The organism is Micromonospora sp. NPDC005806 (assembly GCF_042871425.1).
Lineage (GTDB): Bacteria > Actinomycetota > Actinomycetes > Mycobacteriales > Micromonosporaceae > Micromonospora.
The window spans coordinates 150,302-172,492 of record NZ_JBIAIL010000012.1 but is presented as its reverse complement, the minus strand read 5'-3'; the positions used below and the strand labels follow the sequence as shown (position 1 = coordinate 172,492).

Here is a 22,191-nt window from a genome sequence, read left to right as displayed (position 1 = left end):
GGCCCGTGGGTGAGCCGGTACCCCTGAGGTGCGCCGTCTACTGCCGGATCTCCCAGGACCGGGAGAGCGAGGAGAAGGGCGTAACCCGCCAGGAGGAAGACTGCCGGGAGTTGGCCGTCCAGCACGGGTGGGAGGTGGTCCACGTCTACGTCGACAACGACATCTCCGCCTCCACCCGGAGCAAGAAGACCCGGCCGGACTACGACGCCATGATCGCCGCCGTCAGGGCCGGCGCCATCGACGTGATCGTGGCCTACTCCAATGGGCGACTCACCCGCCGGCCCCTGGAGCTTGAAGACGTCATCAAGGTCCACGAGCAGACGGGCGTGCTGATCCACACCGTCAAGAGCGGCAACGACGACCTCAGCACCGCTGACGGTCGGATGGTGGCCCGGATCAAGGCCGCGGTTGACGCGGCGGAGGTGGAGCGCTCCGCGGAGCGTGTCGCCCGCGCTGCCCGGCAGCGCCGGGAGGAAGGCCGGCTACACGGCGGCGCCCGGACGTTCGGCTACGTCCACGGCTCGCCGCTGGGGTACTGCCAGGAGGTGGACCCGATCGCCGCCAAGGCCATCCGGGAGGGCATGGAGCGCCTGTTCCTCACCGGGAAGGTGTCCGACGTTCGGAAGCTCTGGCAGCGCATGGGGGTCCCGACCCCGCTGGGGAAGGAGTGGCGCAACGACGGCAACGTGGCCCGGACCCTGCGCAACCCCCGCATCGCCGGCCTGGTGGCCCACGACGAGAAGATCGTGGGGGAGGGAAACTGGCCCGCGATCATCACCCGGGCCGAGCATGAGGCCATCCTGGAAGCCCTCGGTACCCGGGGGGCTAAGGGGAAGGGGGGACCCCCGAGGGCGCGCAAGTACCTGCTGCCGGGGTTCGTGTACTGCGTGTGCGGCACCCCGATGTCCGCTCAGGTCTACGACCCGCCGCCCGAGGAGAGGGTCAAGCACAGCCGCTACAACCGCTACGTCTGCATCTCGCAGCGGGGAGGCTGCGGGCAGTGCTCCCGCCAGCGTCCCTGGCTGGAGGGGGTGGTCGAAGCGTGGGTGGCCGGCGTCATCGAAGGCAAGATCACTGCCGCCTCCGGGGACCCGGCCGACGATCCCAACCCTGCGATCGAGGCCGAGATCCGGCAGCTTCAGGCCGAGATCAAGCGGGTGCAGGCCGGGCAGGTCAAGGGCATCTACACCGACGACGAGGCCCTGGAGGAGCTCATCCCCAGGCGGGAGAAGATCCAGGATCTGCGCGCCGCGCAGGGGGAGCTGGCCAAGGAAGCGGCGATGGCTCCCATCGACAAGGAAGAGGAACTACAAGACTGGCTTGACGATGACCCGGAGAGCTTGCATCGGCGCAGGGAGATTCTGGGCCGCTACGTCAAGCGGATCATCGTCAAGCCAGTAGGTAAGGGCGGCAGCCAGGGAATCGACGGGCCGCCGATCGAGTCGATCGTTATCGTGCCTCGCGGCTGAGCCGGTCCCTCCGGATGGATCGGAGGATGGCTGTCACCTCGACGTCTCGCTGAGCATCAGGGTGGTTCCGGACCCACTCCCGACCAAAGCTGGCGGAAGTGGGTCCGGACGCTCTCCGGGAGCTGGTTCACCGGGCCACCAGCTCCGTGCGGCCCCAGATCCAGATGCTGTCACCCGGTCCGGAGATCGCGCGCTGCCGCCAGATCGAGTCGCAGTACGGGCAGGCCCAGAGCGTGTTGCACAGCCGGCGGGACGCCCTCGGGATCGGGCAGGGCCGTGGCGAGCAGTGCAGGTGGTTCACTCGCCGACTCCGACCGGGTCGCCCTCGTCGTCGTGCGGCTCGAAGACGATCTCCCCGCTGGCCATGTTGGTGTAGCGGTCGACGCGGGACTCGTAGTACGCCAGCATCGCGATCCGCCAGTCCTCGTCCTCCATGTCGTCGGACTCGGGGACGGCGCCCGCGAAGTCCAACTTAGCAAGTTCGAGCATGACCTTCGTCGCGTACGACAGGTGGCCGGCGGAGGTGGCGAGGTCGCCTTCGAGGATGGTGGCGCCCGCGGAAGTAGGATCGAGTCATGGGCAAGACGTGGGGCGTGGCAGGCGAGTACGAAGGTGCGCCCGTCACGCCGTACCCGGAAGAGGGTCCGGCGCTTGACGAGCGGGTGGAGTTGGCCAGCATGACAGTGGACGGGACTCGCCAGACCCGCATCACCGCCTCGGTGGCGGCCGAGACGGAGCAGGAGGCACGCGAGATCGGGGCGGCCGGCATCGCCGAGCTGGCCCGGAACTTGCGCCTGCCGGCCGAGCCCGTCAGGGTCCTCGTCACCGACTAACCGAACAGCAAGAAGAAGGCCCGGCTCCCCAGTGGTGGGGGCCGGGGCTTTTTGTTTCCCTGTTCATTTTTGAACTCAGGCCGCCGAGATGTTGACCCGGTGCCAGTCGAAGTAGCCCTTGCCGTTGTGGATGTAGACCGCTCCGGGGGGGGGGGGGGGCGACGCGCCGGGAGAGCCGCGCCTCGAACCAGACCTCGTCCTTGCGCCGGCCGTAGTAATGCCGGGATGGTGTTGACTGGACCGCATGTCCGGAACCGATGACCTGCTGGTCGAGCCCGACCGGCTCGCCGCCGAGCTCGACCGCGCCGACCCGCCCACCCTGCTCGACGTCCGCTGGCGGCTCGTCGGGCCGCCCGGCCGGGACGACTATGCCGCCGGCCACCTGCCCGGGGCCGTCTTCGTCGACCTGGACACCGAGCTCTGCGGCCGGCCCGGCGCCGCCGGCCGGCACCCGCTGCCCGACCCGGCCGCGCTCCAGGCCGCGCTGCGGACCGCCGGGGTCCGCGCCGATCACCCCGTCGTGGTGTACGACGGCGGCGACGGCATGTCCGCCGCCCGGGCCTGGTGGACGCTGCGCTGGGCGGGTCACCGGGCGGTCCGGGTGCTGCACGGCGGCTTCCCCGCCTGGGTTGCCGCGGGTCTGCCGGTCTCCGCCGAGGCGCCGACGCCCCCGCCGGGGGACGTCACGGTCAGCCCGGGGGCGCTGCCGGTGCTCGACGCCGGGGAGGCCGCCCGGCTGGCCGCCGCCGACGCCGGGGTGCTGCTCGACGTGCGGGCCGCGCCGCGCTACCGGGGCGAGACCGAGCCGATCGACCCGGTCGCCGGCCACGTGCCGGGCGCGGTCAACCTGCCCGCGCCGGAGTACGTCACCGACGGCCGCTTCCCCGCCGCGGCGGCGCTGCGGCAGCGGTTCGCGGCAGCCGGCGTCGGCGCGGACGCGCCGGTCGGGGCGTACTGCGGCTCCGGGGTGACCGCCGCGCAGGCGGTGCTCGCCCTGCACCTCGCCGGCCGCCCGGACGCCGCCCTGTACGTCGGGTCGTGGAGCAACTGGGTGGCCGACCTGGACCGGCCGGTCGCCACCGGCGCGGCAGCCGCGCGCTGACCAGCGCGTGCGGTGGGCGCGTCCAGGTGGGCGTGCGACGATGACCCCATGGCCGACGACACGGTGGTGGTGTGGGACGAGGCCCTGCTCGCCTACGACATGGGTGACCATCCCCTCGACCCGGTCCGGGTCGAGCTGACCATGGCGCTGGCCCGCGAGCTGGGGGTGCTCGACCGCCCCGGGGTGCGGCTGGTCAAGCCGGAGCCGGCCGACGACGAGCTGCTGACCCGGGTGCACGACCCGCGCTACCTGGACGCGGTGCGGGCGGCGCCCCGGGATCCGCTCTTCGCCGGCTACGGACTGGGCACCTCGGACAATCCGGTCTTCGACGGCATGCACGAGTCCAGCGCGCTGATCGCCGGGGCGAGTGCGGCCGCCGCCGAGGCGGTGTGGCGCGGGGAGGCCCGGCGGGGGGTGAACGTCGCCGGCGGGCTGCACCACGCCATGCCGGCCCGGGCCGCCGGCTTCTGCGTCTACAACGACCCGGCGGTGGCCATCGCCCGCCTGCTCGACCTCGGCGCGGAGCGGATCGCGTACGTGGACGTGGACGTGCACCACGGCGACGGCGTGCAGGAGATCTTCTACCGGGACCCGCGGGTGCTCACGGTCAGCCTGCACGAGACTCCGCTCGCGCTCTTCCCCGGCACCGGATTCCCCGACGAGACCGGCGGTCCGGGCGCCGAGGGGAGCGCGGTCAACGTGCCGCTTCCGCCGGGCGTCGGCGACGCCGGCTGGCAGCGCGCCTTCCACGCGATCGTGCCGTCGGTGCTGCGGGCGTTCCGGCCCCAGATCCTGGTCACCCAGTGCGGGGCGGACGGCCACCGGCTCGACCCCCTCGCCGACCTGCACCTGTCCGTCGACGGGCAGCGGGCCACCTACCAGGCGCTGCGGGCCCTGGCCGACGAGCTCTGCGACGGCCGCTGGGTCGCCTTCGGCGGCGGCGGATACGCCCTGGTCGAGGTAGTGCCTCGGGCTTGGACGCACCTGCTCGCCGTGGCCAGCGGGGAGCCGATCGAGCCGGCCACGCTCACCCCGCCCGCCTGGCGGGAGCTGGCGGCGCTGCGGCGGCCCGGCCGCGAGATCCCGCTGCGGATGACCGACGACGCCGACCCGGCGTACCAGCCGTGGCAGCCGACCGGCGAGCCGACCGCGGTGGACCGGGCCATCGCCGCCACCCGTAAGGCGGTCTTCCCGCTGCACGGGCTCGACCCACACGACCCGCGCGACTGATCCGGTGGTGGGGAGGACCGACCGGTGACCACCGTCGAGCAACCGGTGGACGTGCTGCTCAGCGACGGCACGACCGTCCAGCTGCGACAGATCCGTCCCGACGACGCCGCGGCGATCGTGGCGATGCACTCGCGCTTCTCCGAGCGCACCCGCTACCTGCGCTACTTCTCGCCGTACCCGCGCATCCCCGAGCGGGACCTGCAACGCTTCGTCAACGTCGACCACCGTGACCGGGAGGCGTTCGTGGTGCTGGCCGGCGACCGGATCGTCGCCGTCGGCCGGTACGAGCGGCTCGGCCCAGGGTCGCCGGAGGCCGAGGTGGCCTTCGTGGTGGAGGATGCCTACCAGGGCCGGGGGATCGGGTCGGTGCTGCTGGAGCACCTGGCCGACGCGGCCCGCCGGTCCGGCATCGTGCACTTCGTCGCCGAGGTACTCCCGGCCAACGGGGCGATGCTGCGGGTCTTCTCCGACTTCGGCTACCAGGTCCGGCGCCAGTTCGCCGACGGCGTGGTGCACCTGAGCTTCCCGATCGCCCCCACCGAGACGACCCTGGAGGTGCAGCGCGGCCGGGAGCACCGCACCGAGGCCCGCTCGATCGCCCGACTGCTCGCCCCGCGCGGCATCGCCGTGTACGGGGCCAGCACCACCGGGCAGGGCGTCGGCGCGGCCCTGCTCGGGCACCTGCGCGACGGCGGCTTCACCGGCGCGATCGTCCCGGTGCACCCGACCGCGGCGACCGTGGCCGGGCTGCCCGCCTACCCGTCGGCGGCCGAGGCCGGGATCGCCGTCGACCTGGCGGTGGTGGCGGTCGCGCCCGAGGCCGCCATCGACGTGGTCGCCGACGCCGCGACCGCCGGCGCGCACGGCCTCGTGGTGATCTCGGCTGGCTTCGCCGAGTCCGGCCCGGAGGGGTCGGCCACCCAGCGGGCCCTGGTCCGCGCCGCCCACCTGGCCGGCATGCGGGTGGTCGGCCCGAACTGCCTCGGCGTCGCCAACACCGACGGCGCGGTACGCCTCAACGCCACCCTCGCCCCGATGCTGCCCGCCCCCGGCCGGGTCGGCATCTTCAGCCAGTCCGGCGCGTTCGGGGTGGCCCTGCTCGCCGAGGCGTCCCGGCGCGGCCTCGGCCTGTCCAGCTTCGTCTCCGCCGGCAACCGGGCCGACGTCTCCGGCAACGACCTCCTGCAGTACTGGCAGGACGACCCCGGCACCGACGTCATCACGCTCTACCTGGAGACCTTCGGCAACCCGCGTAAGTTCGCCCGGCTGGCCCGGCGGATCGGCCGGAACAAGCCGATCGTCGCGCTCGCCTCGCTGGCCCGCCCGCCCGGCCTCGGCGACGGACCGGCGCTGGACGCCGCCGCGGTCAGCGCGCTCTTCGCCCAGTCCGGGGTGATCCGGGTGGACACCGTCTCCGAACTGCTCGACGTCGGCGTGCTCCTGGCCCACCAGCCGCTGCCGGCCGGCCGCCGGGTGGCCGTGGTGGGCAACTCGTCGGCGCTGACCGGGCTGGCCGCCACCGCCTGCGCCGCCCAGGGCCTCACCGTCGCCGACGGCTACCCGCACGACGTCGGCCCCCGGGCCGGTGCCGCCGCGTACGCCGCCGCGCTCGCCGCCTCCGCCGGCGACGAGCGGGTGGACGCCGTCGTGGCGCTCTTCGCGCCACCGCTGCCCGGCCAGCTCAGCGACCCGGAGGCCGACTTCACCGCCGCCCTGCCCGACGCGCGGACCACCGGCAAGCCGGTGGTGGCGACCTTCCTCGCCGGCCGGGTGCCCGCCGGGGTGCCGGCGTACCCGAGCGTGGAGGAGGCGGTCCGGGCGCTCGCCCGGGTCACCAGGTACGCCGACTGGCTGCGCCGCCCACCCGGCGTGCTGCCCGAGCTGGACCGGGTGAACCGGGCGGCCGGGCAGGCGGCGCTGCGCGCCGACGGCGCCGATCCGGTGGCGCTGCTCGGCGCGTACGGGATCGAGGTGGTGGAGTCGGTCCCGGCGCACTCGGCCGACGCGGCGGTCGCCGCCGCCGAACGGCTCGGCTGTCCGGTCGCCCTCAAGGCCGCCGCGCCGGGCCTGCGGCACCGCCTCGACCTCGGCGCGGTCCGGCTTGACCTCGCCGACCCGGCGGCGCTGCGCCGCGCGTACGACGAGATGGCCCCGGTCTTCGGCGCGGACGTGCTGGTCCAGCCGATGGTCGCGCCCGGCGTGGCCTGCGTGGTGGAGCTGGTGGAGGATCCGGCGTTCGGGCCGGTGGTCGGCTTCGGCCTGGGCGGCGTCGCGACCGACCTGCTTGGCGACCGCGCCTGGCGGGCGGTGCCGCTCACCGACCGGGACGCCGCCGAGCTGGTCGACGAGCCTCGCGCCGCCCCGCTGCTGCGCGGCCACCGCGGTGCCGCGCCGGTGGACCGGGCGGCCCTGGTGGACCTGCTGCTGCGGGTCGGGCGGCTCGCCGACGAGCAGCCCCGGGTGCGCTCGCTCACCCTCAACCCGGTGCTGGCCCGCCCGGACGGCATCTCGGTGCTGCACGCCACCGTCCGCACCGGCGCCGAGGCGTTCCGCCCCGACACCGGCCCCCGCCGGCTGTGAGACCTCCCGCTTCGGGGCGCGGCAGCGAATCGCCGGGGCGAGGGGGCCGGGTGGCCGGTCCCGGGCGACACCGACGCCGCCGCCGGGATCAGCGATCCGGGCGTGGGGTGTCCGGCCCGACGCGGGGGCGAGCGACCCGGAGACCGCGGCCTCCCGACCGGGCGCCGAGGTCAGCCCCGGCTGGAGATCTGCTGTACCGCCCAGGCGTTGCCGTCCGGGTCGGTGAAGAAGACGAAGCCGACGTTGTCCAGCGGGTGCGGTACCGGGCGCGGGTTCTGCCCGAGCACCTGGATGTCGCTGACCTCCACGCCCCGCTCGACCAGCTCCGCGCGGGCCTTCTCCAGGTCGGGCACGACGAGTTGGAGTCCCTTGAGCGAGCCCGGCGGCATGTCCGGGACCGCACCCCGGCCGATCACGATCGAGCAGCCCGAGCCGGGCGGGGTGAGCTGCACGATCCGTACGTCGTCGCCGATCCGGGTGTCGTGGTCGACGGCGAAGCCGAGCCGGTCGGCGTAGAACTCCTTGGCCCGGTCCACGTCGGAGACCGGTACCACCACCACTTCCAGGGTCCAGTTCATCACCCCAGCGTGGCCGCTGGCGGCGGCCGGTTCAAGCACCGTGGCGCCCCGGCGAACCGCCGGGGCCCCACGCGCCGTCCGCTCAGCAGGCGTACGCCTCCAGGCGGTTCGCCCGCTCCGGGGCGCGCAGCTTCAGCAGGGTGACCTTCTCGATCTGCCGGATCCGCTCCCGGGACAGGCCGAACTCCCGGCCCACCTCGTCGAGGGTGCGCTGCCGGCCGTCGTCCAGGCCGAACCGCAGCCGGATCACCGCCTGCTCCCGCTGGGAGAGGGTGGCCAGCACGATCCGTACCTCGTTGCGCAGCTCGCCGTTGGCGGCGGCGTCGCCCGGCTCGTCGCGCGGGTCCACCGCCGCGACGAAGTCGCCGAGCGCGCTCTCGCCGTCCTCGCCGACCGCCTGGTCCAGGCTCACCGGCTCCCGGTCGTACGAGATCAGCTCGATCACCTGGAACTCGGGGATCTCCAGCGCCGTGGCCACCTCGCCGACGGTGGGCTCGCGGCCCAGCGAGGCCGACAGCTCCCGGCGGACCCGGACCATCCGGTTGACCTGCTCGACCATGTGCACCGGGATGCGGATGGTGCGGGCCTGGTCGGCCATGGCGCGGGTGATGGCCTGGCGGATCCACCAGGTGGCGTAGGTGGAGAACTTGTAGCCCTTGGTGTAGTCGAACTTCTCGACCGCGCGGATCAGGCCGAGGTTGCCCTCCTGGATCAGGTCGAGGAAGGCCATGCCGCGACCGGTGTAGCGCTTCGCGATGCTCACCACCAGCCGCAGGTTCGCCTCCAGCAGGTGCTCCTTGGCGGCGCGCCCCTCGGCCACGATCAGCGCCAGGTCGGCGTGCAGCTCCGGGGAGACCGGGGTGCAGGTGGAGAGCTTCTCCTCGGCGAAGAGGCCGGCCTCGATCCGCTTGCTGAGCTCGACCTCCTGCGCGGCGGTGAGAAGCTTGGTACGCCCGATGCCGTTCAGGTACGCCCGAACCAGGTCGGTGGAGACGCCGCGCTCGTCGGTGGCGTCCAGGTCGGTCAGCGTGTCGGTGCCGAGCTCGGCGTCGCTGGTGGCAGCCGGGCCGGTCTGGTGCTCGATCATCTGCAGGGCCATCTCTGTCTCTCCCCGTGTCCTTCGTGCCGCGTACCGGATCCCGCGCCGCATGCCGGCGCGGTGGTGCCGGTGAGGAACAGCTTGGCGGTCGGGGCGTGAAACGGGAGTGAGGCAATCGGGGAACCGACAGCAATCCCGGCGGAAAGGAGGGTGTCCCTTGCCCGACCCGGTTACCGTGCCAGCGGCCGGCCACCGGGGCGCGGCAGCTCAGACGATCGGAGGACGTGGTGGTCTTCAAGCGGCTCATGCAGGCGATGGGTGTGGGCGGTCCGTCGGTGGAGACGGTGCTGGCCAACCCGAACTGCCGCCCCGGCGGCCACCTCGAGGGCCGGATCCAGGTGCTCGGCGGCGACCACGCGGTGGACGTGTCGTACGTGGCGCTCGGCCTGGTCACCCGGGTCGAGGTGGAGAGCGGCGACTCCGAGTACGACACCACTCAGGAGTTCGGCCGCCGGCAGGTGACCGGGGCGTTCCGGCTGGAGCCGGGGCAGCGGTACGAGGTGCCGTTCCGCTTCGACGTGCCCTGGGAGACTCCGCTGACCGACCTGTACGGCCAGCACCTGCATGGCATGACCATGGGGCTGCGTACCGAGCTGCAGGTGGCCCGGGCGGTCGACAAGGGAGACCTGGACGCGGTGGCGGTGCACCCGCTGCCCGCCCAGGAGCGGCTGCTGGAGGCGCTGCTGCGGCTCGGCTTCCGGTTCGCCCGGGCGGATGTCGAGCGCGGCCACATCTACGGCGTGCACCAGACCCTGCCGTTCTACCAGGAGGTCGAGTTCCACCCGGCGCCGCAGTACGCCCGCGCAATGAACCAGCTCGAGGTCACCTTCGTGACGAACCCGCAGCAGGTGCAGGTGGTGCTGGAGGTCGACAAGCGGGGCGGCCTCTTCACCGAGGGCCGCGACGCGTTCGGGAGATTCACCGTGGACCACGCTACGGCGGACCGCACCGACTGGACCGCCCAGCTCGACGCCTGGCTCCGCCAGTCCCTCTCCCGCCGCGGCCTCTTCTCCTGACCCCGCCCCTCACCTGGTTGATCATGAAGTTAGCGGCACTCTTGGAGATCCACACCGCCGCTAACCTCATGATCGACGCAAGGGGTGGCGGGTCAGAGGTCCAGGAGGAGGGTGCGGGGGCCGACGTTGACGGACTCGACCAGCATGTGGGTGCGGAAGCGGCCGGTCTCGACCTTGGCGCCGCGGGCACGCAGCTCCTGCACGACCGCCTCGACCAGGGGTTCGGCGAGCTCCGCCGGGGCGGCGGCGGTCCAGCTCGGACGGCGGCCCTTGCGGGCGTCGCCGTAGAGGGTGAACTGGCTGACCACCAGGATCGGGGCGCCGGTGTCGGCGGCGCTCCGCTCGTCGTCCAGGATGCGCAGCTCGTGGATCTTGCGGGCCATGGTGGACGCCACCTGCGGGGTGTCGGCGTGCGTCACGCCGAGCAGCACCAGCAGGCCGTCCGCGATCTCGCCGACCACCTCGCCGGCCACGGTCACGCTGGCCCGGCCGACCGTCTGCACCACGGCCCGCATCAGGCCTCCACCGGCTCGATGATGCTCCGCTCGACCAGGTGCGCCACGATCGGTCCGGCCGCCTCGGCCAACTCGTCGGGGGCGACGTCGTGCGCCGCGGCGAGCAGCGCCAGCTGGTCGCGCAGCGGCAGCCGGCCGTCCGCCCCGCCGACCAGGGCGAGCACCAGCGGGTCGATCTCCTCCGACCAGCGCAGCCCGCGCGGCATCGCGAGGACCTGCCGGTCGACCGCCCAGCCCTCCTCGCCCATGGTCGCCTCCTGCCGCAGCTGGAGTCCATCGGCGGCCCGGTACCGGGCGGCGAGCAGCTCCTCCGTGTCGCGGTCGCGCAGCCAGTCCTGCCGGTCGAACCACCCGGCGATCCGGTCGCCCATCGGCGGCTCCACCCGCTGGCGCAGGTCCTCCACCCGGACCACGGGCTGGTCGTGGCCGGAGCGGCGCAGCGAGACGATGCCGAAGCCGATCGCCTCCACCTTGTGCGCGTCGAACCAGTCCAGCCAGGCCGCCATCCGCTGCGGGTCGGCCGCCTCGCCGACGTCGGTGAGCCAGAGGTTGACGTACGCCATCGGGTCGGCCACCTCGCGCTGGATCACCCAGGCGTCCAGCCCGGTGCCGGCGAACCAGCCGGTCACCCGCTCGGCCCAGTCCTCGCCGGTGACGTGCACCCAGTTGGCCAGGTACTGCATCGTCCCGCCCTCGGTGAGCAGGTGCGGCGCGGCGGCGGCCAGCTCGGCACCGATCGCGTCACCGACCCGGCCCGAGTCCCGGTAGACGTGGGTGGTGGTGCCGGGGCCGACCACGAAGGGCGGGTTGCTCACCACCAGGTCGAACCGGCGTCCGGCCACCGGGGCCACCATGTCCCCGCGCAGCAGTTCCCAGTCCTGTCCGTTGAGCGCGGCGGTGGTGGCGGCAAAGCGCAGCGCCCGCTCGGAGACGTCGGTTGCGGTCACCCGGCGGGCGTGGGTGGACAGGTGCAGGGCCTGGACGCCGGAGCCGGTGCCCAGGTCCAGGGCGGTCTCCACCGGGCGGCGCACGCTGGCGCCGATCAGCGTCTGGGTGGCCCCGCCGATGCCCAGCACGTGCTCGGCGTGCAGCGGCCTGCCAGGTCGGGCGCTGGCCGGCACGTCGGCGAGCACCCACCAGTCGTCCCCGTACGGCTCCAGGTCGACGCCCGCGCGCAGGCCGTCGCCGTGCCGTTCGACGATGCCGCCGGCCAGGGCCTCCGCCACGGTCAGCGGGGCGAGTGCGGCGGCCACCGCCGCCTCCGGCTCGGTCTGGTCGCAGATGAAGACCCGGATCAGCATGGCGAGCGGGTCGCGGTCCTCGGTGGCGCGCAGCGCGGCCCGGAAGTCGTTGCGGGCCACCCCGCCGGTGGCCTGCGGGCCGAGCCGGTCGGCGATGCCGTTCGAGGTGAAGCGCGCCCCGGTCAGCGCGGTGCGCAGCGCCGCGACGCCGGCGGGGGAGAGCAGCATGTCATGACGATCCACGTCGTCATCCTGCCTCCCCCGTGGCGCCGCGCGACCGCCACCCGTGACATCCGTACCGTCGTCAACTGAGGACCTGCCCGCGGGCCTGGCCGGCGGACCCGTCCCCGCCGGGCCGTGCCGCGTCGTCCGGGGAGTCGGCGTGGCGGGCGGCGGCCCGACAGGCAGGATGGGGACATGACGCTCTCGCTGCCCATCGACCCGGAGGCCAACGAGCTGCTGGCCCGCAGCCCACTGGCGTTGCTCCTCGGCATGGTGCTCGACCAGCAGGTGCCGATGGAGAAGGCGTTCTCGTCCCCGTACGTCCTCGCCAAGCGGCTGGGCCACGAGCCGGACGCCCGGGAGCTGGCCGGGTACGCCCCGGAGGCCCTGGTCGCGCTCTTCGCCCAGCCACCGGCCCTGCACCGGTTCCCCAAGGCCATGGCGGCCCGGGTGCAGGAGGTGTGCCGGGTCCTGGTCGACCGGTACGACGGCGACCCGGCCCGGCTCTGGTCCGACGTCGCCGACGGCCGGGAGTTGCTGCGCCGGGTCGGCGAGCTGCCCGGCTTCGGCAAGCAGAAGGCGCAGATCTTCGTCGCCCTGCTCGGCAAGCGGTTCGGCATCACCCCGGACGGCTGGCGGGAGGCGGCCGGCGGCTACGGCGACGCGGACGCGTACCGGTCGGTGGCCGACGTGACCGATCCCGAGTCGCTGCGCCGGGTCCGGGACTACAAGCAGCGGATGAAGGCGGAGGCGAAGGCCGCGAAGAGCTGACGCGACTCTCGTCCGTCCCCGTACCGTGATCTGGTCACGACGGACGGCGGGCGGGGGATGGCGACCGGGTCGGCCGGTGGGACGGACGGTCAGGCCGCGGTGGGTCGGGACAGCGCGGCCAGCGCCCGGCGCACGTCGGCCAGGGAAACGGTGGCCGAGTCGTCCAGGTCGGCCAGGCCGGCCTCGATCCACTGCCGCATCAGCGTGGTCACCCCGATGCCGCGCGCCTCGGCGGCCGCCCGGACCCGCTCGTACGTCTCCAGGGGCAGGCGTACCGAGCGGCTGACCATCGGCACGTCGGTGTCCGGAGTGGGCAGCTCCACCGGCTGGGTCTCGTCGATCAGGTCGGCGAGCGCGTCGTCGCCGTCGTGGAACCGTTTGGTCGCCTCGTTACGGTGCATCGTGACCGCCTCCTCGTCGGCGCGATCTCCGCACGGCCTCGTCGTAGCGTTTGGCCTCGACGTCGCTCAGTTCGCGGGCGGAGAGGATGTCCCAGTCGTTGTCGGTGCCGTCGGCCTCGGCCAGCAGCACGGCGAGCCGCCGCCCCCGGTGGTCGGTCGCGTAGACCACCATGACGTCGTCGCCGAGGTGCCGGATGACCCGTCGGGTGCTGTGCAGGGCCTCCCAGACTTCCCCGGGCGTGACGTCGTAGACCCGCAGGTTGGCCAACGCCTCGTCGGTGAAGCTGAACCGGTTGCCCACGACGTCAGCGTACCACGCACGTAACACGGCCCTGGCTTGTCACGATTTTGGCCGATCAACCGTCGAGGGTGACAGGATGGGGCGTAATCCCCTCGAGGAGGTCCGTGGTGAAGCATCCGGCGCACCAGCCGATCCTGATCACCGACGCCTCGCGCAGCCAGGATGACCAGCTCAGCAGCCGGCAGAAGCGCTACGTGCTGATGATGGGCATCCGGGTCGCGTGTCTGGTGGTCGGCGCGATCCTGGTCGGTGCGAAGGCACCCCTGCTCTGGCTCTGGCTGCCGCTGTGCGCCCTCGGGATGGTGCTCATCCCGTGGCTCGCGGTGCTGCTGGCCAACGACGGGCCGCCGAAGGAGCAGCACCGCCTCGCCAACAAGCTCCACCCCCGCCACCGCGACGACACCCCACCCATGGCGCTCTCCGCCGAGGAGCGCCCCCACAAGGTCATCGACGCCGAACCCTGATCCCCGCCCCTGCCCGCGCCATCCGCCGCGATCTTGCACTTCGTGCCCGGGCAGCACGTCCGAACCGGACGCCGGCGGGGCCGTAAGCGCAAGATCGCCGCAGCGGGGGCGTCAGGGGGTGGGGCGGGCGCCGACCGAGGAGACCGCCAGGGCGCCGAGGTCGCCGGCGCGGGACAGCGCCGCGCGGGGGCCGGCGCCGCCCAGCCAGGCGGTGAGCAGGCCGGCGGCGAAGGCGTCGCCCGCCCCGGTCACGTCCACCACCGGAACGCCCCGGGCGGCGGCGGCGGTCTCGACCGCCCCGGTCCGGTCCACCCAGACCGCGCCGGCGGCGCCCCGCTTCACCACCACCCGCCGGGCCACCACGGCCAGCGCCCGCGCCTGCGCCGCCGGGTCCAGCCCGCCGGCCAGCACCGTCGCTTCGTCCGTGTTGACCAGCAGCAGGTCGACGTCGCGTACCCAGGCCAGGAAGGCCGCCGCGCCGGCCCGCCGCAGCGGTGCCGCGGACGCCGCGTCGACGCTGGTGGTGAGCCCGCGCTCGCGGGCGGCCGCCAGCGCGCGCAGTCCCGCGCCGCGCGACCCGGCGTCCAGCAGCGTGTACGCGGACAGGTGCAGATGCCCGGCGTCGGGCGCCGCGGCCAGGGCCCGGTCGACCTGCGCGGCGGTCAGCCGCAGGTTCGCCCCGCGCTGGCTGACCATGGTCCGCTCCCCGTCGTGGGCGAGCACGACGACCGTGCCGGTCGGGTAGCCCTCGTGCCGCTCCACCGCGCACGCCACACCGACCCGCTCCAGCTCGGCGATCCGCTCGCGGCCCGCCTCGTCGTCACCGACCGCGGCGACCAGGGTGACGTCCGCCCCCTGCGCGGCGAGCCAGGCCGCCGTGTTGGCCGCCTGGCCGCCACCGCTGAACCGGATCGCGGCCGCGGTGTCCGAGCCGGTCGCGAGGGGACCGGAGAGCACCGCGACCACGTCGGTGATCACGTCGCCGACCACGACGACCCGGGGTGTGCGGCTCATGCCGGGGAGTCGGTACGCCGGGCCGCCGCGGCGACCGCGATCCGGGCCGCCAGGTCGGCGTTGCGCAGGATGATCCGGACGTTCACCGCCAGGCTGGCGCCCTCGGTGGCCGAGTGGAAGTGGGCCAGCAGGAACGGGGTGACGGCCTTCCCGGTCACCCCGTTCCGGGCCAGCAGGGCCAGCCCCTCGGCGAGCGTGCGGTCGTGCAGCGCCGGGTCGAGTTGCTCGTCCACCGGCAGCGGGTTCGCCACGATCAGCCCGCCCTGGTGCACGCCCTGCCGCTCCCGGGCGACGAGCACGTCGGCCACCTGCTCCGGCGACTCCACCGACCAGTCCAGGTCGAAGCCGGCGTCGGTGAGGTAGAAGCCGGGGAAGCGGCGGGTGCGGTAGCCGACCACGCTCACCCCCAGCGTCTCCAGCCGCTCCAGGGTGGCGCCGACGTCGAGGATCGACTTCACCCCGGCGCAGACCACCGCGATCGGCGTCCGGGCGAGGGTGACCAGGTCGGCCGACTCGTCGAAGGTCTGCGCCGCCGCCCGGTGCACCCCGCCGAGCCCGCCGGTGGCGAAGACGCCGATCCCGGCCGCCGCGGCCACCGCGCTGGTCGCCGCCACCGTGGTGGCGCCGTCCGCGCCGGTCGCCGCCGCCACCGCGAGATCGCGTACGGAGAGTTTGCTCACCCCGTCGACCGTGGCGAGCCGGGTCAGCTGGGCGTCGTCCAGCCCCACGATCAGCTCGCCGGCGACCATCCCGATGGTGGCCGGGACCGCGCCCGCGTCCCGGACCGCCTGCTCGATCTGCCGGGCGACCCGCAGATTGTCCGGCCGGGGGAGGCCGTGGGAGACAATGGTGCTCTCCAGGGCCACGACGGGACGCCCGTCGCGCAGGGCATCGGCCACCTCGGGGCCGAAACTGATGTGAAAGTTGGTCACTTCCGTTACGGTACGGGCCGCGCTCGGACCGGCCTGCGGTGGACCGGCCCCGGACGACCTGCGAAACTGGAAAGTTGGAGGTGTAGGAGAGTGAGCACACAGGTTCTCGAGCGTCCCGAGCTGAAGGACGCCGACACTGGTCCCGAGATGTTCCACTACGTGCGCAAGGAGAAGATCGCCGAGAGCGCGGTCATGGGCACGTTCGTCGTCGCGCTCTGCGGGGAGACCTTCCCGGTGACGAAGGCGGCCAAGCCGGGTTCGCCGGTCTGCCCGAAGTGCAAGGAGATCTACGACTCCTGGGCCGAATGATCGCGGGCGGCTCCGCCGCCCAGCCACGTACCCTGCGGCGGTGACCACCTCCACCGCCCTGCTCCTCGCCGACCTCACCGGCGTGGCGGTCTTCGCCGCGTCCGGCGCCTCCGCGGCGGTGGCCAAACGGCTCGACCTGTTCGGGGTGGTCTTCGTCGGCGTCGTCGCCGCGCTCGGCGGCGGCATCTTCCGGGACCTGGCCATCGACGAGGTCCCGCCGCTGGCCTTCGCCGACTGGCGGTACGCGGTGACCGCGGCGGTCACCGCCACCGCCGTCTTCTGGCTGCACCCGCAACTCGCCCGGCTGCGCACCACCGTGCTGGTGCTCGACGCGGCCGGTCTCGGTCTGTTCACCGTCACCGGCACGCTCAAGGCCCTCGACGCGCACGTGCCGGCGGTCGGCGCCTGCATGATCGGCATGCTCACCGCGATCGGCGGCGGCCTCGGCCGGGACCTGCTCACCGGCGAGATCCCGGTGGTGCTGCGCCGGGAGATCTACGCCGTCGCCGCGCTCGCCGGGTCGATCCTGGTGGCCCTGCTGTCCGCGTACGGCCACGCGCACGCGGTCGGGCTGACCGTCGCCGCCATCTTCGTCTTCGGGCTGCGCGTGCTGTCGCTGCGGCGACGCTGGTCCGCCCCGGTGGCCACGCTGCGCCCGCCCCGCACCGGCACCCGCGGCCCGCAGGGCTGAGCCGCGCCGACGTCGCCGGCCCCGCGCGCACCGTGCGCCAGCGGCGCGGCGCCTCCCCAGTAGCGAGGCCGACGTCGCCGGCCCCGCGCGCACCGTGCGCCAGCGGCGCGGCGCCTCCCCAGTAGCGAGGCCGACGTCGCCGGCCCCGCGCGCACCGTGCGCCAGCGGCGCGGCGCCTCCCCAGAAGCGAGGCCGACGTCGCTGCGCGCCGTGCGCCGGCGGTGCGCCCGGATGTGACCAGCGTGGCGTCGAGTGGGGAGAACTGCCCCCGCTGGTTATGCTGAGTCGGCCTTCGCGGCACCGGATGCGCGAGGGCCTTTTCATGGGCGGCGAAACCCCGTGGCCCTCGGCCGGGGCCCGCCGTCGTGCGGTCGGAGAGGAGCTACGCGTGGCACCGCGGTTGCCGGCGCTCGAGACGTTCCCACCCCTGCGTGCCTGGCAACGCAAGGCGATGGTGGAGTATCTGCGTCGCCGTACCGAGGATTTCACGGCGGTCGCCACGCCCGGCGCCGGCAAGACCACCTTCGCCCTGCGGATCGCCGCCGAGCTGCTGCACGACGGCACCGTCGAGGCGGTCACCGTGGTCGCCCCGACCGAGCACCTGAAGACCCAGTGGGCGCAGTCCGCAGCCCGGGTCGGCATCCAGCTCGACGCCGCCTTCCGCAACGCCGACCTGCACTCCGCCGCCGACTTCCACGGCGCCGTCGTCACGTACGCCCAGGTCGGGATGGCACCGCAGGTGCACCGGCGGCGCACCATGACCCGGCGGACGCTGGTCATCCTCGACGAGATCCACCATGCCGGCGACTCGCGTACCTGGGGCGACGGCGTCAAGGCCGCCTTCGAGCCCGCGGTACGCCGGCTGATGCTCACCGGTACGCCGTTCCGCTCCGACGACAACCCGATCCCGTTCGTCAACTACGACCGGGGCGGGGACGGGCTGCTGCGTTCCCGCGCCGACTCCGTCTACGGCTACTCCGACGCGCTGCGCGACGGCGTGGTCCGGCCGGTGCTCTTCCTGGCGTACTCGGGGGAGACCCGGTGGCGCACCAACGCGGGGGAGGAGCTGGCGGCGCGGCTGGGCGAGCCGATGACCCAGGACCTCGTCGCCCAGGCCTGGCGTACCGCGCTGGACCCGGCGGGCGACTGGATGCCGCAGGTGCTGCGGGCCGCGGACGCCCGGCTGACGGTGCTACGCAACGCCGGCATGCCCGACGCCGGTGGCCTGGTGATCGCCAGCGACCAGCAGGCCGCCCGCTCGTACGCGAAGCTGATCGAGCAGGTGACCGGCGAGAAGGCCGCCGTGGTGCTCTCCGACGACCAGGGCGCCTCCGCGCGGATCGCGACGTTCGCGGCGTCCGAGCAGCGCTGGCTGGTCGCGGTCCGGATGGTTTCCGAGGGCGTCGACATCCCCCGCCTGGCCGTCGGCGTGTACGCGACCAGCGCCAGCACCCCGCTCTACTTCGCGCAGGCGATCGGCCGGTTCGTCCGGGCCCGGCGGTCCGGGGAGACCGCCTCGGTCTTCCTGCCCAGCGTGCCGCACCTGCTCGGGCTCGCCAGCGAGATGGAGGCCGAGCGGGACCACGTGCTCGGCAAGGCCAAGGAGTCGGACGGCTTCGACGACGACCTGTTGGAGCGTGCCCAGCGGGACGACCAGGCCAGCGGCGAGCTGGAGAAGCGGTTCGCCGCGCTCTCCGCGACCGCCGAGCTGGACCAGGTGATCTTCGACGGGGCGTCCTTCGGCACCGCCGCCCAGGCGGGCACCCCGGAGGAGGAGGAATACCTGGGCCTCCCCGGACTGCTCACCGCCGACCAGGTCTCGATGCTGCTCACCAAGCGGCAGGCCGAGCAGCTCGCCGCGCAGCGGCGCAAGGCTGCCCGGCAGCCCGCTGAGCCGGCCGCTGCGGTCTCGGCGGCGGCCCCGCCCCCGATGAGTGCCGCCCAGCGTCGGGTGGCGCTCCGCCGGCAGCTGAACGCCCTGGTGGCCGCCCGGCACCACCACACCGGCCAGCCGCACGGCAAGATCCACGCGGAGCTGCGCCGGCTCTGCGGCGGCCCGCCGAGCGCCCAGGCCACCATCGAGCAGCTCGAAGAGCGCATCGCCACCGTCCAGACCCTCTGACCGGTCTGGGGCGGGTGCGCAAAAAGCCGGCCGGAGGCCCCTTGAGGGACCTCCGGCCGGCTATGTCGAGTTGCGGATCGTTCGGATTCAGTTCGCCATCAGATCGGCGCCACGCCAGCTGAACTCCGGGTCCGTCGCGTACCGCACGGTGATCTTCACGAGATCCTCCGCGTACTTGTTCGCGTGGTGCCCACAGAACACCAACTCGCTCCCACCCGCCAGAGTGATCCGGAGCTTGCCGGCAGCATTGCAGCGGTCGCACCGTTCATCGGCGGCCGGGGGGCTCACCGTCTCGGGCGGCGGCGTGAGGGTCGGGGTCATCGCCTTCCTCCTCTGGTCGTCACCGATGAACACTCTCTCGTTGCTCACCTATCCTGCAACACCCTTGTCGGGCCTTGCCTTCCCTGTGTGCCCGGCCGGGACGGAGGTCACACCTGGCGGCAAGACAGTGTGCCTTCCATCAAGGGTGCCACGTCAACGATCACAAACGGGCAACCGGCCGATCACCTTTGCGTGTTCTACGACTGGTGATCAAACCGACACGTCTGGTTGTCCTGGGCGGTCAGTCCAGGTAGTCGCGGAGCACCTGGGAACGCGACGGGTGCCGCAACTTGGACATGGTCTTGGACTCGATCTGACGGATGCGCTCGCGGGTCACGCCGTACACCTGGCCGATTTCGTCCAGGGTGCGCGGCTGGCCGTCGGTGAGGCCGAACCGCAGGCGTACCACGCCCGCCTCGCGCTCGGAGAGCGTCTGGAGGACCTGCTGGAGCTGGTCCTGCAGCAGCGAGAACGAGACCGCGTCGACCGCGACCACGGCCTCCGAGTCCTCGATGAAGTCACCGAGCTGGCTGTCGCCCTCGTCGCCGATGGTCTGGTCGAGCGAGATGGGCTCCCGGGCGTACTGCTGGATCTCCAGCACCTTCTCCGGCGTGATGTCCATCTCCTTGGCCAGCTCCTCCGGGGTGGGCTCGCGGCCCAGGTCCTGGAGCAGCTCGCGCTGGATCCGGCCGAGCTTGTTGATCACCTCGACCATGTGCACCGGGATGCGGATGGTGCGGGCCTGGTCGGCCATGGCGCGGGTGATGGCCTGGCGGATCCACCAGGTGGCGTAGGTGGAGAACTTGTAGCCCTTGGTGTAGTCGAACTTCTCGACCGCGCGGATCAGGCCGAGGTTGCCCTCCTGGATCAGGTCGAGGAAGGCCATGCCGCGACCGGTGTAGCGCTTGGCCAGCGACACGACCAGCCGGAGGTTCGCCTCCAGGAGGTGGTTCTTGGCCCGCTCGCCGTCCCGGGAGATCCAGAGCAGGTCGCGCTGCATGTCCCGGGTGAGCTTCTCCTCGCCCTCCTCGGCGGCGCGCAGCCGCTCGGCGGCGTAGAGGCCGGCCTCGATCCGCTTGGCGAGCTCGACCTCCTGCTCGGCGTTGAGCAGCGGCACCTTGCCGATCTGCTTCAGGTACGCCCGGACGGAGTCGGCGGAGGCGGTCAGCTCGGCGTCGCGACGCGCCTGCTTGAGCGCCTCGGACTCCTCGTCGTCCCACTCGAAGTCGTTGTCGCTCGCGGAGCTGGCCGCGTCGGCCTCGGCGGCCTGGGTCAGCTCGGCCGGCTCCTCGACCACCACGTCCTCGATCTCGGCGGCCAGCTCCTCCGGGTCGATGTCGCCCTCGGGGCCCTCGCCCTTCGGCGCGGCCTTCGCCGCGGCGGTCTTCGCGGCCACGGTCGCCTTGGTGGCCCGGGTCGCCTTGGTGGCCTTCGCCGGCGCGGCGGCCTTGGCGGCCACCTCGGCGGTGGTGCCGGCGGCCTTGCGCGCGGTCGCCTTCCGCGGGGCGGGGGCCGGGGCCTCCTCGGCAGCCGGCGCCTGCTTCGGGGCGGGCGCGGCGGCCTTCTTGGTGGTCTTGGCGGTGGTGGCCCGGGAAGCGGGCGTGACCGACCGGGCGGCGGCCACCCGGCGGCGGGTGCTGGCCGAGCCGTCGACGACCACCGTCACCCCCGCCTCGGAGAGCGCACGGAGGATCTTCTTGGCCTGGGCCGGGGTCACCTCAGCGGACTCGACGGTGCGCGCGAGCTGGGCCGACGTGAGCTGGCCGCCGGCGCTCTGCGCATGGGCGATCAGGGTGTCGGTGAGCGAGCGAACGTCGGCGCCGGTCTGGCGGGGTTCTGTCACGAATGACCTTCCGGAGGCGAAGAGCGAGCACGGCCGGGTCGTCCGGCGCAGCAGGAAACGCCGTGCCGGGCGATGTCGTTGAGGGACCCCCGTGTCCCGGGCCGGCCGGTCGCTGGCGGTCCGTGGCGCGTGGGCAGGGTGAATTGTAACGCCGTCTGCGGCGATCATCCCGCGCCGCACGGCGTACCGGCGGCGTGGACCGCCGATTCGGCGCAGATGTGGACTTTGTAAGGATGATACCCGCGCACGACGCGGGTGGCCCCGGCCGTGCGGGAAGGGGACGAACATGATCCGCTCGGCGCCCACGCCGCGGGAATTGCTGGAGATCGCCGTCGAGGTGGCCCGGGACGCGGCCGCCACCGCGCACCGGATGCGGGCCGAGGGGGTCTCGGTCGCCGCGACCAAGAGCACGGTCACCGACGTGGTCACCGCCGCCGACCGCGCGGTGGAGCGGCAGGTGCTCGACGCCCTTGGGACGCTCCGGCCGGACGACGCGGTGCTGGGCGAGGAGTACGGCGCCGGCGCCACCGGCCCGGCGGCCGAGGGCGGAGTGCGCTGGATCGTCGACCCGATCGACGGCACCGTCAACTACCTCTACGGGCTGCCGTACTGCGCGGTCTCCCTCGCCGCCGAGGTCGACGGCGAGGTGGTGGCGGGGGTGGTGCGCAACGTCGCCACCGGCGAGGAGTGGACGGCCACGGCGGGTGGCGGTGCCTGGCGGGCGGGGGAGCGGCTGGGCTGCTCCACCGAGACCGACCTGGGACAGGCGCTGGTCGCCACCGGGTTCGGCTACGACGCCGGCCGCCGGGCGCACCAGGCGCGGGTGGTCGCCGAGCTGATCCCGCACGTCCGGGACATCCGCCGGATGGGGGCTGCGGCGCTGGACCTCTGCTTGGCCGCCGAGGGGCGGGTGGACGCCTACTACGAGAAGGGGCTGGCCGCCTGGGACCTCGCCGCGGGCGGGCTGGTCGCCCGCGAGGCGGGGCTGCTGGTGACCGGACTTGCGGGCCGACCGGCCGGCCCGGACCTGGTGATCGCCGTGCCGCCGGCGCTGTTCGAGCCGCTGCACACCCGGCTGGCCGCCCTCGACGCCTCCGGTGGTCCCTGACCGGCCGGCCGGCGCGCCGGAGACTCCTT

Annotated in this window: 24 protein-coding genes; 12 read left to right on the top strand and 12 right to left on the bottom strand. The window is 73.7% G+C overall.

Annotated elements, in window-relative coordinates; all coding sequences use genetic code 11:
• Positions 1–5 precede the first annotated feature (5 nt).
• Complete coding sequence (locus ACFYOS_RS15760; RefSeq protein ID WP_387141038.1) at positions 6–1,469, top strand: recombinase family protein; 1,464 nt, start codon at positions 6–8, stop codon at positions 1,467–1,469.
• A gap of 127 nt (positions 1,470–1,596) precedes the next feature.
• Here the strand turns inward: ACFYOS_RS15760 and ACFYOS_RS15755 are convergent, their stop codons facing one another.
• Both ACFYOS_RS15755 and ACFYOS_RS15750 read right to left on the bottom strand, forming a co-directional pair.
• Entirely contained in the window at positions 1,597–1,770 is a 174-nt protein-coding gene (locus ACFYOS_RS15755; protein WP_387141035.1) for a hypothetical protein, read from the bottom strand.
• Complete coding sequence (locus tag ACFYOS_RS15750) at positions 1,767–1,958, bottom strand: hypothetical protein (RefSeq protein ID WP_387141033.1); 192 nt, start codon at positions 1,956–1,958, stop codon at positions 1,767–1,769. The genes ACFYOS_RS15755 and ACFYOS_RS15750 overlap by 4 nt, the downstream gene beginning before the upstream one ends.
• Before the next feature lie 86 nt (positions 1,959–2,044).
• Here ACFYOS_RS15750 and ACFYOS_RS15745 point away from each other — a divergent pair, with 86 nt between their 5' ends.
• The 4 genes from ACFYOS_RS15745 (at position 2,045) to ACFYOS_RS15730 (ending at position 7,214) form a co-directional block, all read left to right on the top strand.
• Entirely contained in the window at positions 2,045–2,302 is a 258-nt protein-coding gene (locus ACFYOS_RS15745) for a hypothetical protein (RefSeq protein WP_387141030.1), read from the top strand.
• A 244-nt stretch (positions 2,303–2,546) separates the two neighbouring features.
• Positions 2,547–3,404, top strand: a complete 858-nt coding sequence (locus tag ACFYOS_RS15740; RefSeq protein WP_387141027.1) for a sulfurtransferase — start codon at positions 2,547–2,549, stop codon at positions 3,402–3,404.
• Positions 3,405–3,452: 48 nt separating this feature from the next.
• A complete protein-coding gene (locus tag ACFYOS_RS15735) occupies positions 3,453–4,634 on the top strand; it encodes an acetoin utilization protein AcuC (RefSeq protein ID WP_387141024.1) in 1,182 nt (393 codons plus the stop codon).
• Between the two features lie 24 nt (positions 4,635–4,658).
• Positions 4,659–7,214, top strand: a complete 2,556-nt coding sequence (locus ACFYOS_RS15730) for a GNAT family N-acetyltransferase (protein WP_387141021.1) — start codon at positions 4,659–4,661, stop codon at positions 7,212–7,214.
• Between the two features lie 170 nt (positions 7,215–7,384).
• Here ACFYOS_RS15730 and ACFYOS_RS15725 read toward each other — a convergent pair whose 3' ends face one another.
• Together ACFYOS_RS15725 and sigB are read right to left on the bottom strand one after the other, a co-directional pair.
• Positions 7,385–7,792, bottom strand: coding sequence for a VOC family protein (locus ACFYOS_RS15725; RefSeq protein WP_387141018.1), 408 nt, complete (start codon positions 7,790–7,792; stop codon positions 7,385–7,387).
• A gap of 82 nt (positions 7,793–7,874) precedes the next feature.
• Positions 7,875–8,891, bottom strand: coding sequence for an RNA polymerase sigma factor SigB (sigB, locus tag ACFYOS_RS15720; protein WP_387141015.1), 1,017 nt, complete (start codon positions 8,889–8,891; stop codon positions 7,875–7,877).
• Between the two features lie 227 nt (positions 8,892–9,118).
• Between sigB and ACFYOS_RS15715 the strand changes: the two genes are divergently transcribed.
• Positions 9,119–9,907: a sporulation protein gene (locus tag ACFYOS_RS15715; protein ID WP_387141101.1), complete on the top strand. Its 789-nt coding sequence runs from the start codon at positions 9,119–9,121 to the stop codon at positions 9,905–9,907.
• Positions 9,908–9,999: 92 nt separating this feature from the next.
• Here the strand turns inward: ACFYOS_RS15715 and dtd are convergent, their stop codons facing one another.
• The gene (gene dtd, locus ACFYOS_RS15710; RefSeq protein ID WP_387141012.1) at positions 10,000–10,422 is read right to left on the bottom strand and encodes a D-aminoacyl-tRNA deacylase; all 423 of its coding nucleotides are present in this window, start codon (positions 10,420–10,422) and stop codon (positions 10,000–10,002) included.
• Positions 10,422–11,906 (bottom strand): methyltransferase, encoded by a 1,485-nt coding sequence (locus tag ACFYOS_RS15705; RefSeq protein ID WP_387141009.1) that lies wholly within the window; start codon positions 11,904–11,906, stop codon positions 10,422–10,424. The genes dtd and ACFYOS_RS15705 overlap by 1 nt, the downstream gene beginning before the upstream one ends.
• Before the next feature lie 174 nt (positions 11,907–12,080).
• On the opposite strand from ACFYOS_RS15705, the gene ACFYOS_RS15700 reads away from it, so the two are divergent.
• Complete coding sequence (locus tag ACFYOS_RS15700) at positions 12,081–12,656, top strand: HhH-GPD-type base excision DNA repair protein (RefSeq protein WP_387141006.1); 576 nt, start codon at positions 12,081–12,083, stop codon at positions 12,654–12,656.
• A gap of 89 nt (positions 12,657–12,745) precedes the next feature.
• Here the strand turns inward: ACFYOS_RS15700 and ACFYOS_RS15695 are convergent, their stop codons facing one another.
• Both ACFYOS_RS15695 and ACFYOS_RS15690 read right to left on the bottom strand, forming a co-directional pair.
• On the bottom strand, positions 12,746–13,057 hold the full coding sequence (locus ACFYOS_RS15695; protein ID WP_387141004.1) for a hypothetical protein: 312 nt from the start codon (positions 13,055–13,057) through the stop codon (positions 12,746–12,748).
• Positions 13,047–13,358, bottom strand: coding sequence for a hypothetical protein (locus ACFYOS_RS15690; protein ID WP_231934773.1), 312 nt, complete (start codon positions 13,356–13,358; stop codon positions 13,047–13,049). The genes ACFYOS_RS15695 and ACFYOS_RS15690 overlap by 11 nt, the downstream gene beginning before the upstream one ends.
• Positions 13,359–13,465: 107 nt before the next feature.
• Between ACFYOS_RS15690 and ACFYOS_RS15685 the strand changes: the two genes are divergently transcribed.
• Positions 13,466–13,822: a DUF3099 domain-containing protein gene (locus tag ACFYOS_RS15685; RefSeq protein WP_387141098.1), complete on the top strand. Its 357-nt coding sequence runs from the start codon at positions 13,466–13,468 to the stop codon at positions 13,820–13,822.
• 111 nt (positions 13,823–13,933) lie between these two features.
• Here the strand turns inward: ACFYOS_RS15685 and ACFYOS_RS15680 are convergent, their stop codons facing one another.
• Together ACFYOS_RS15680 and ACFYOS_RS15675 are read right to left on the bottom strand one after the other, a co-directional pair.
• Complete coding sequence (locus ACFYOS_RS15680) at positions 13,934–14,836, bottom strand: carbohydrate kinase family protein (protein WP_387141001.1); 903 nt, start codon at positions 14,834–14,836, stop codon at positions 13,934–13,936.
• Positions 14,833–15,768, bottom strand: coding sequence for a pseudouridine-5'-phosphate glycosidase (locus ACFYOS_RS15675; RefSeq protein WP_387140998.1), 936 nt, complete (start codon positions 15,766–15,768; stop codon positions 14,833–14,835). Before ACFYOS_RS15675 ends, ACFYOS_RS15680 begins: the two co-directional genes overlap by 4 nt.
• 90 nt (positions 15,769–15,858) lie before the next feature.
• Here ACFYOS_RS15675 and ACFYOS_RS15670 point away from each other — a divergent pair, with 90 nt between their 5' ends.
• The 3 genes from ACFYOS_RS15670 (at position 15,859) to ACFYOS_RS15660 (ending at position 18,890) form a co-directional block, all read left to right on the top strand.
• Positions 15,859–16,077 carry a DUF3039 domain-containing protein gene (locus tag ACFYOS_RS15670; protein WP_387140995.1) on the top strand — a complete coding sequence of 73 codons (219 nt, stop codon included), beginning with the start codon at positions 15,859–15,861 and terminating at the stop codon, positions 16,075–16,077.
• Between the two features lie 40 nt (positions 16,078–16,117).
• On the top strand, positions 16,118–16,768 hold the full coding sequence (locus ACFYOS_RS15665) for a trimeric intracellular cation channel family protein (protein WP_387140992.1): 651 nt from the start codon (positions 16,118–16,120) through the stop codon (positions 16,766–16,768).
• Positions 16,769–17,156: 388 nt separating this feature from the next.
• Positions 17,157–18,890, top strand: coding sequence for a DEAD/DEAH box helicase (locus tag ACFYOS_RS15660; RefSeq protein WP_387140989.1), 1,734 nt, complete (start codon positions 17,157–17,159; stop codon positions 18,888–18,890).
• Between the two features lie 87 nt (positions 18,891–18,977).
• On the opposite strand, the gene ACFYOS_RS15655 is transcribed toward ACFYOS_RS15660, so the two are convergent.
• Positions 18,978–19,211, bottom strand: a complete 234-nt coding sequence (locus tag ACFYOS_RS15655) for a hypothetical protein (RefSeq protein WP_073835435.1) — start codon at positions 19,209–19,211, stop codon at positions 18,978–18,980.
• Positions 19,212–19,452: 241 nt separating this feature from the next.
• On the bottom strand, positions 19,453–21,054 hold the full coding sequence (locus ACFYOS_RS15650) for an RNA polymerase sigma factor (RefSeq protein WP_387140986.1): 1,602 nt from the start codon (positions 21,052–21,054) through the stop codon (positions 19,453–19,455).
• A 286-nt stretch (positions 21,055–21,340) separates the two neighbouring features.
• On the opposite strand from ACFYOS_RS15650, the gene ACFYOS_RS15645 reads away from it, so the two are divergent.
• Entirely contained in the window at positions 21,341–22,162 is an 822-nt protein-coding gene (locus ACFYOS_RS15645) for an inositol monophosphatase family protein (protein WP_387140983.1), read from the top strand.
• The last annotated feature ends 29 nt before the right edge of the window (positions 22,163–22,191 follow it).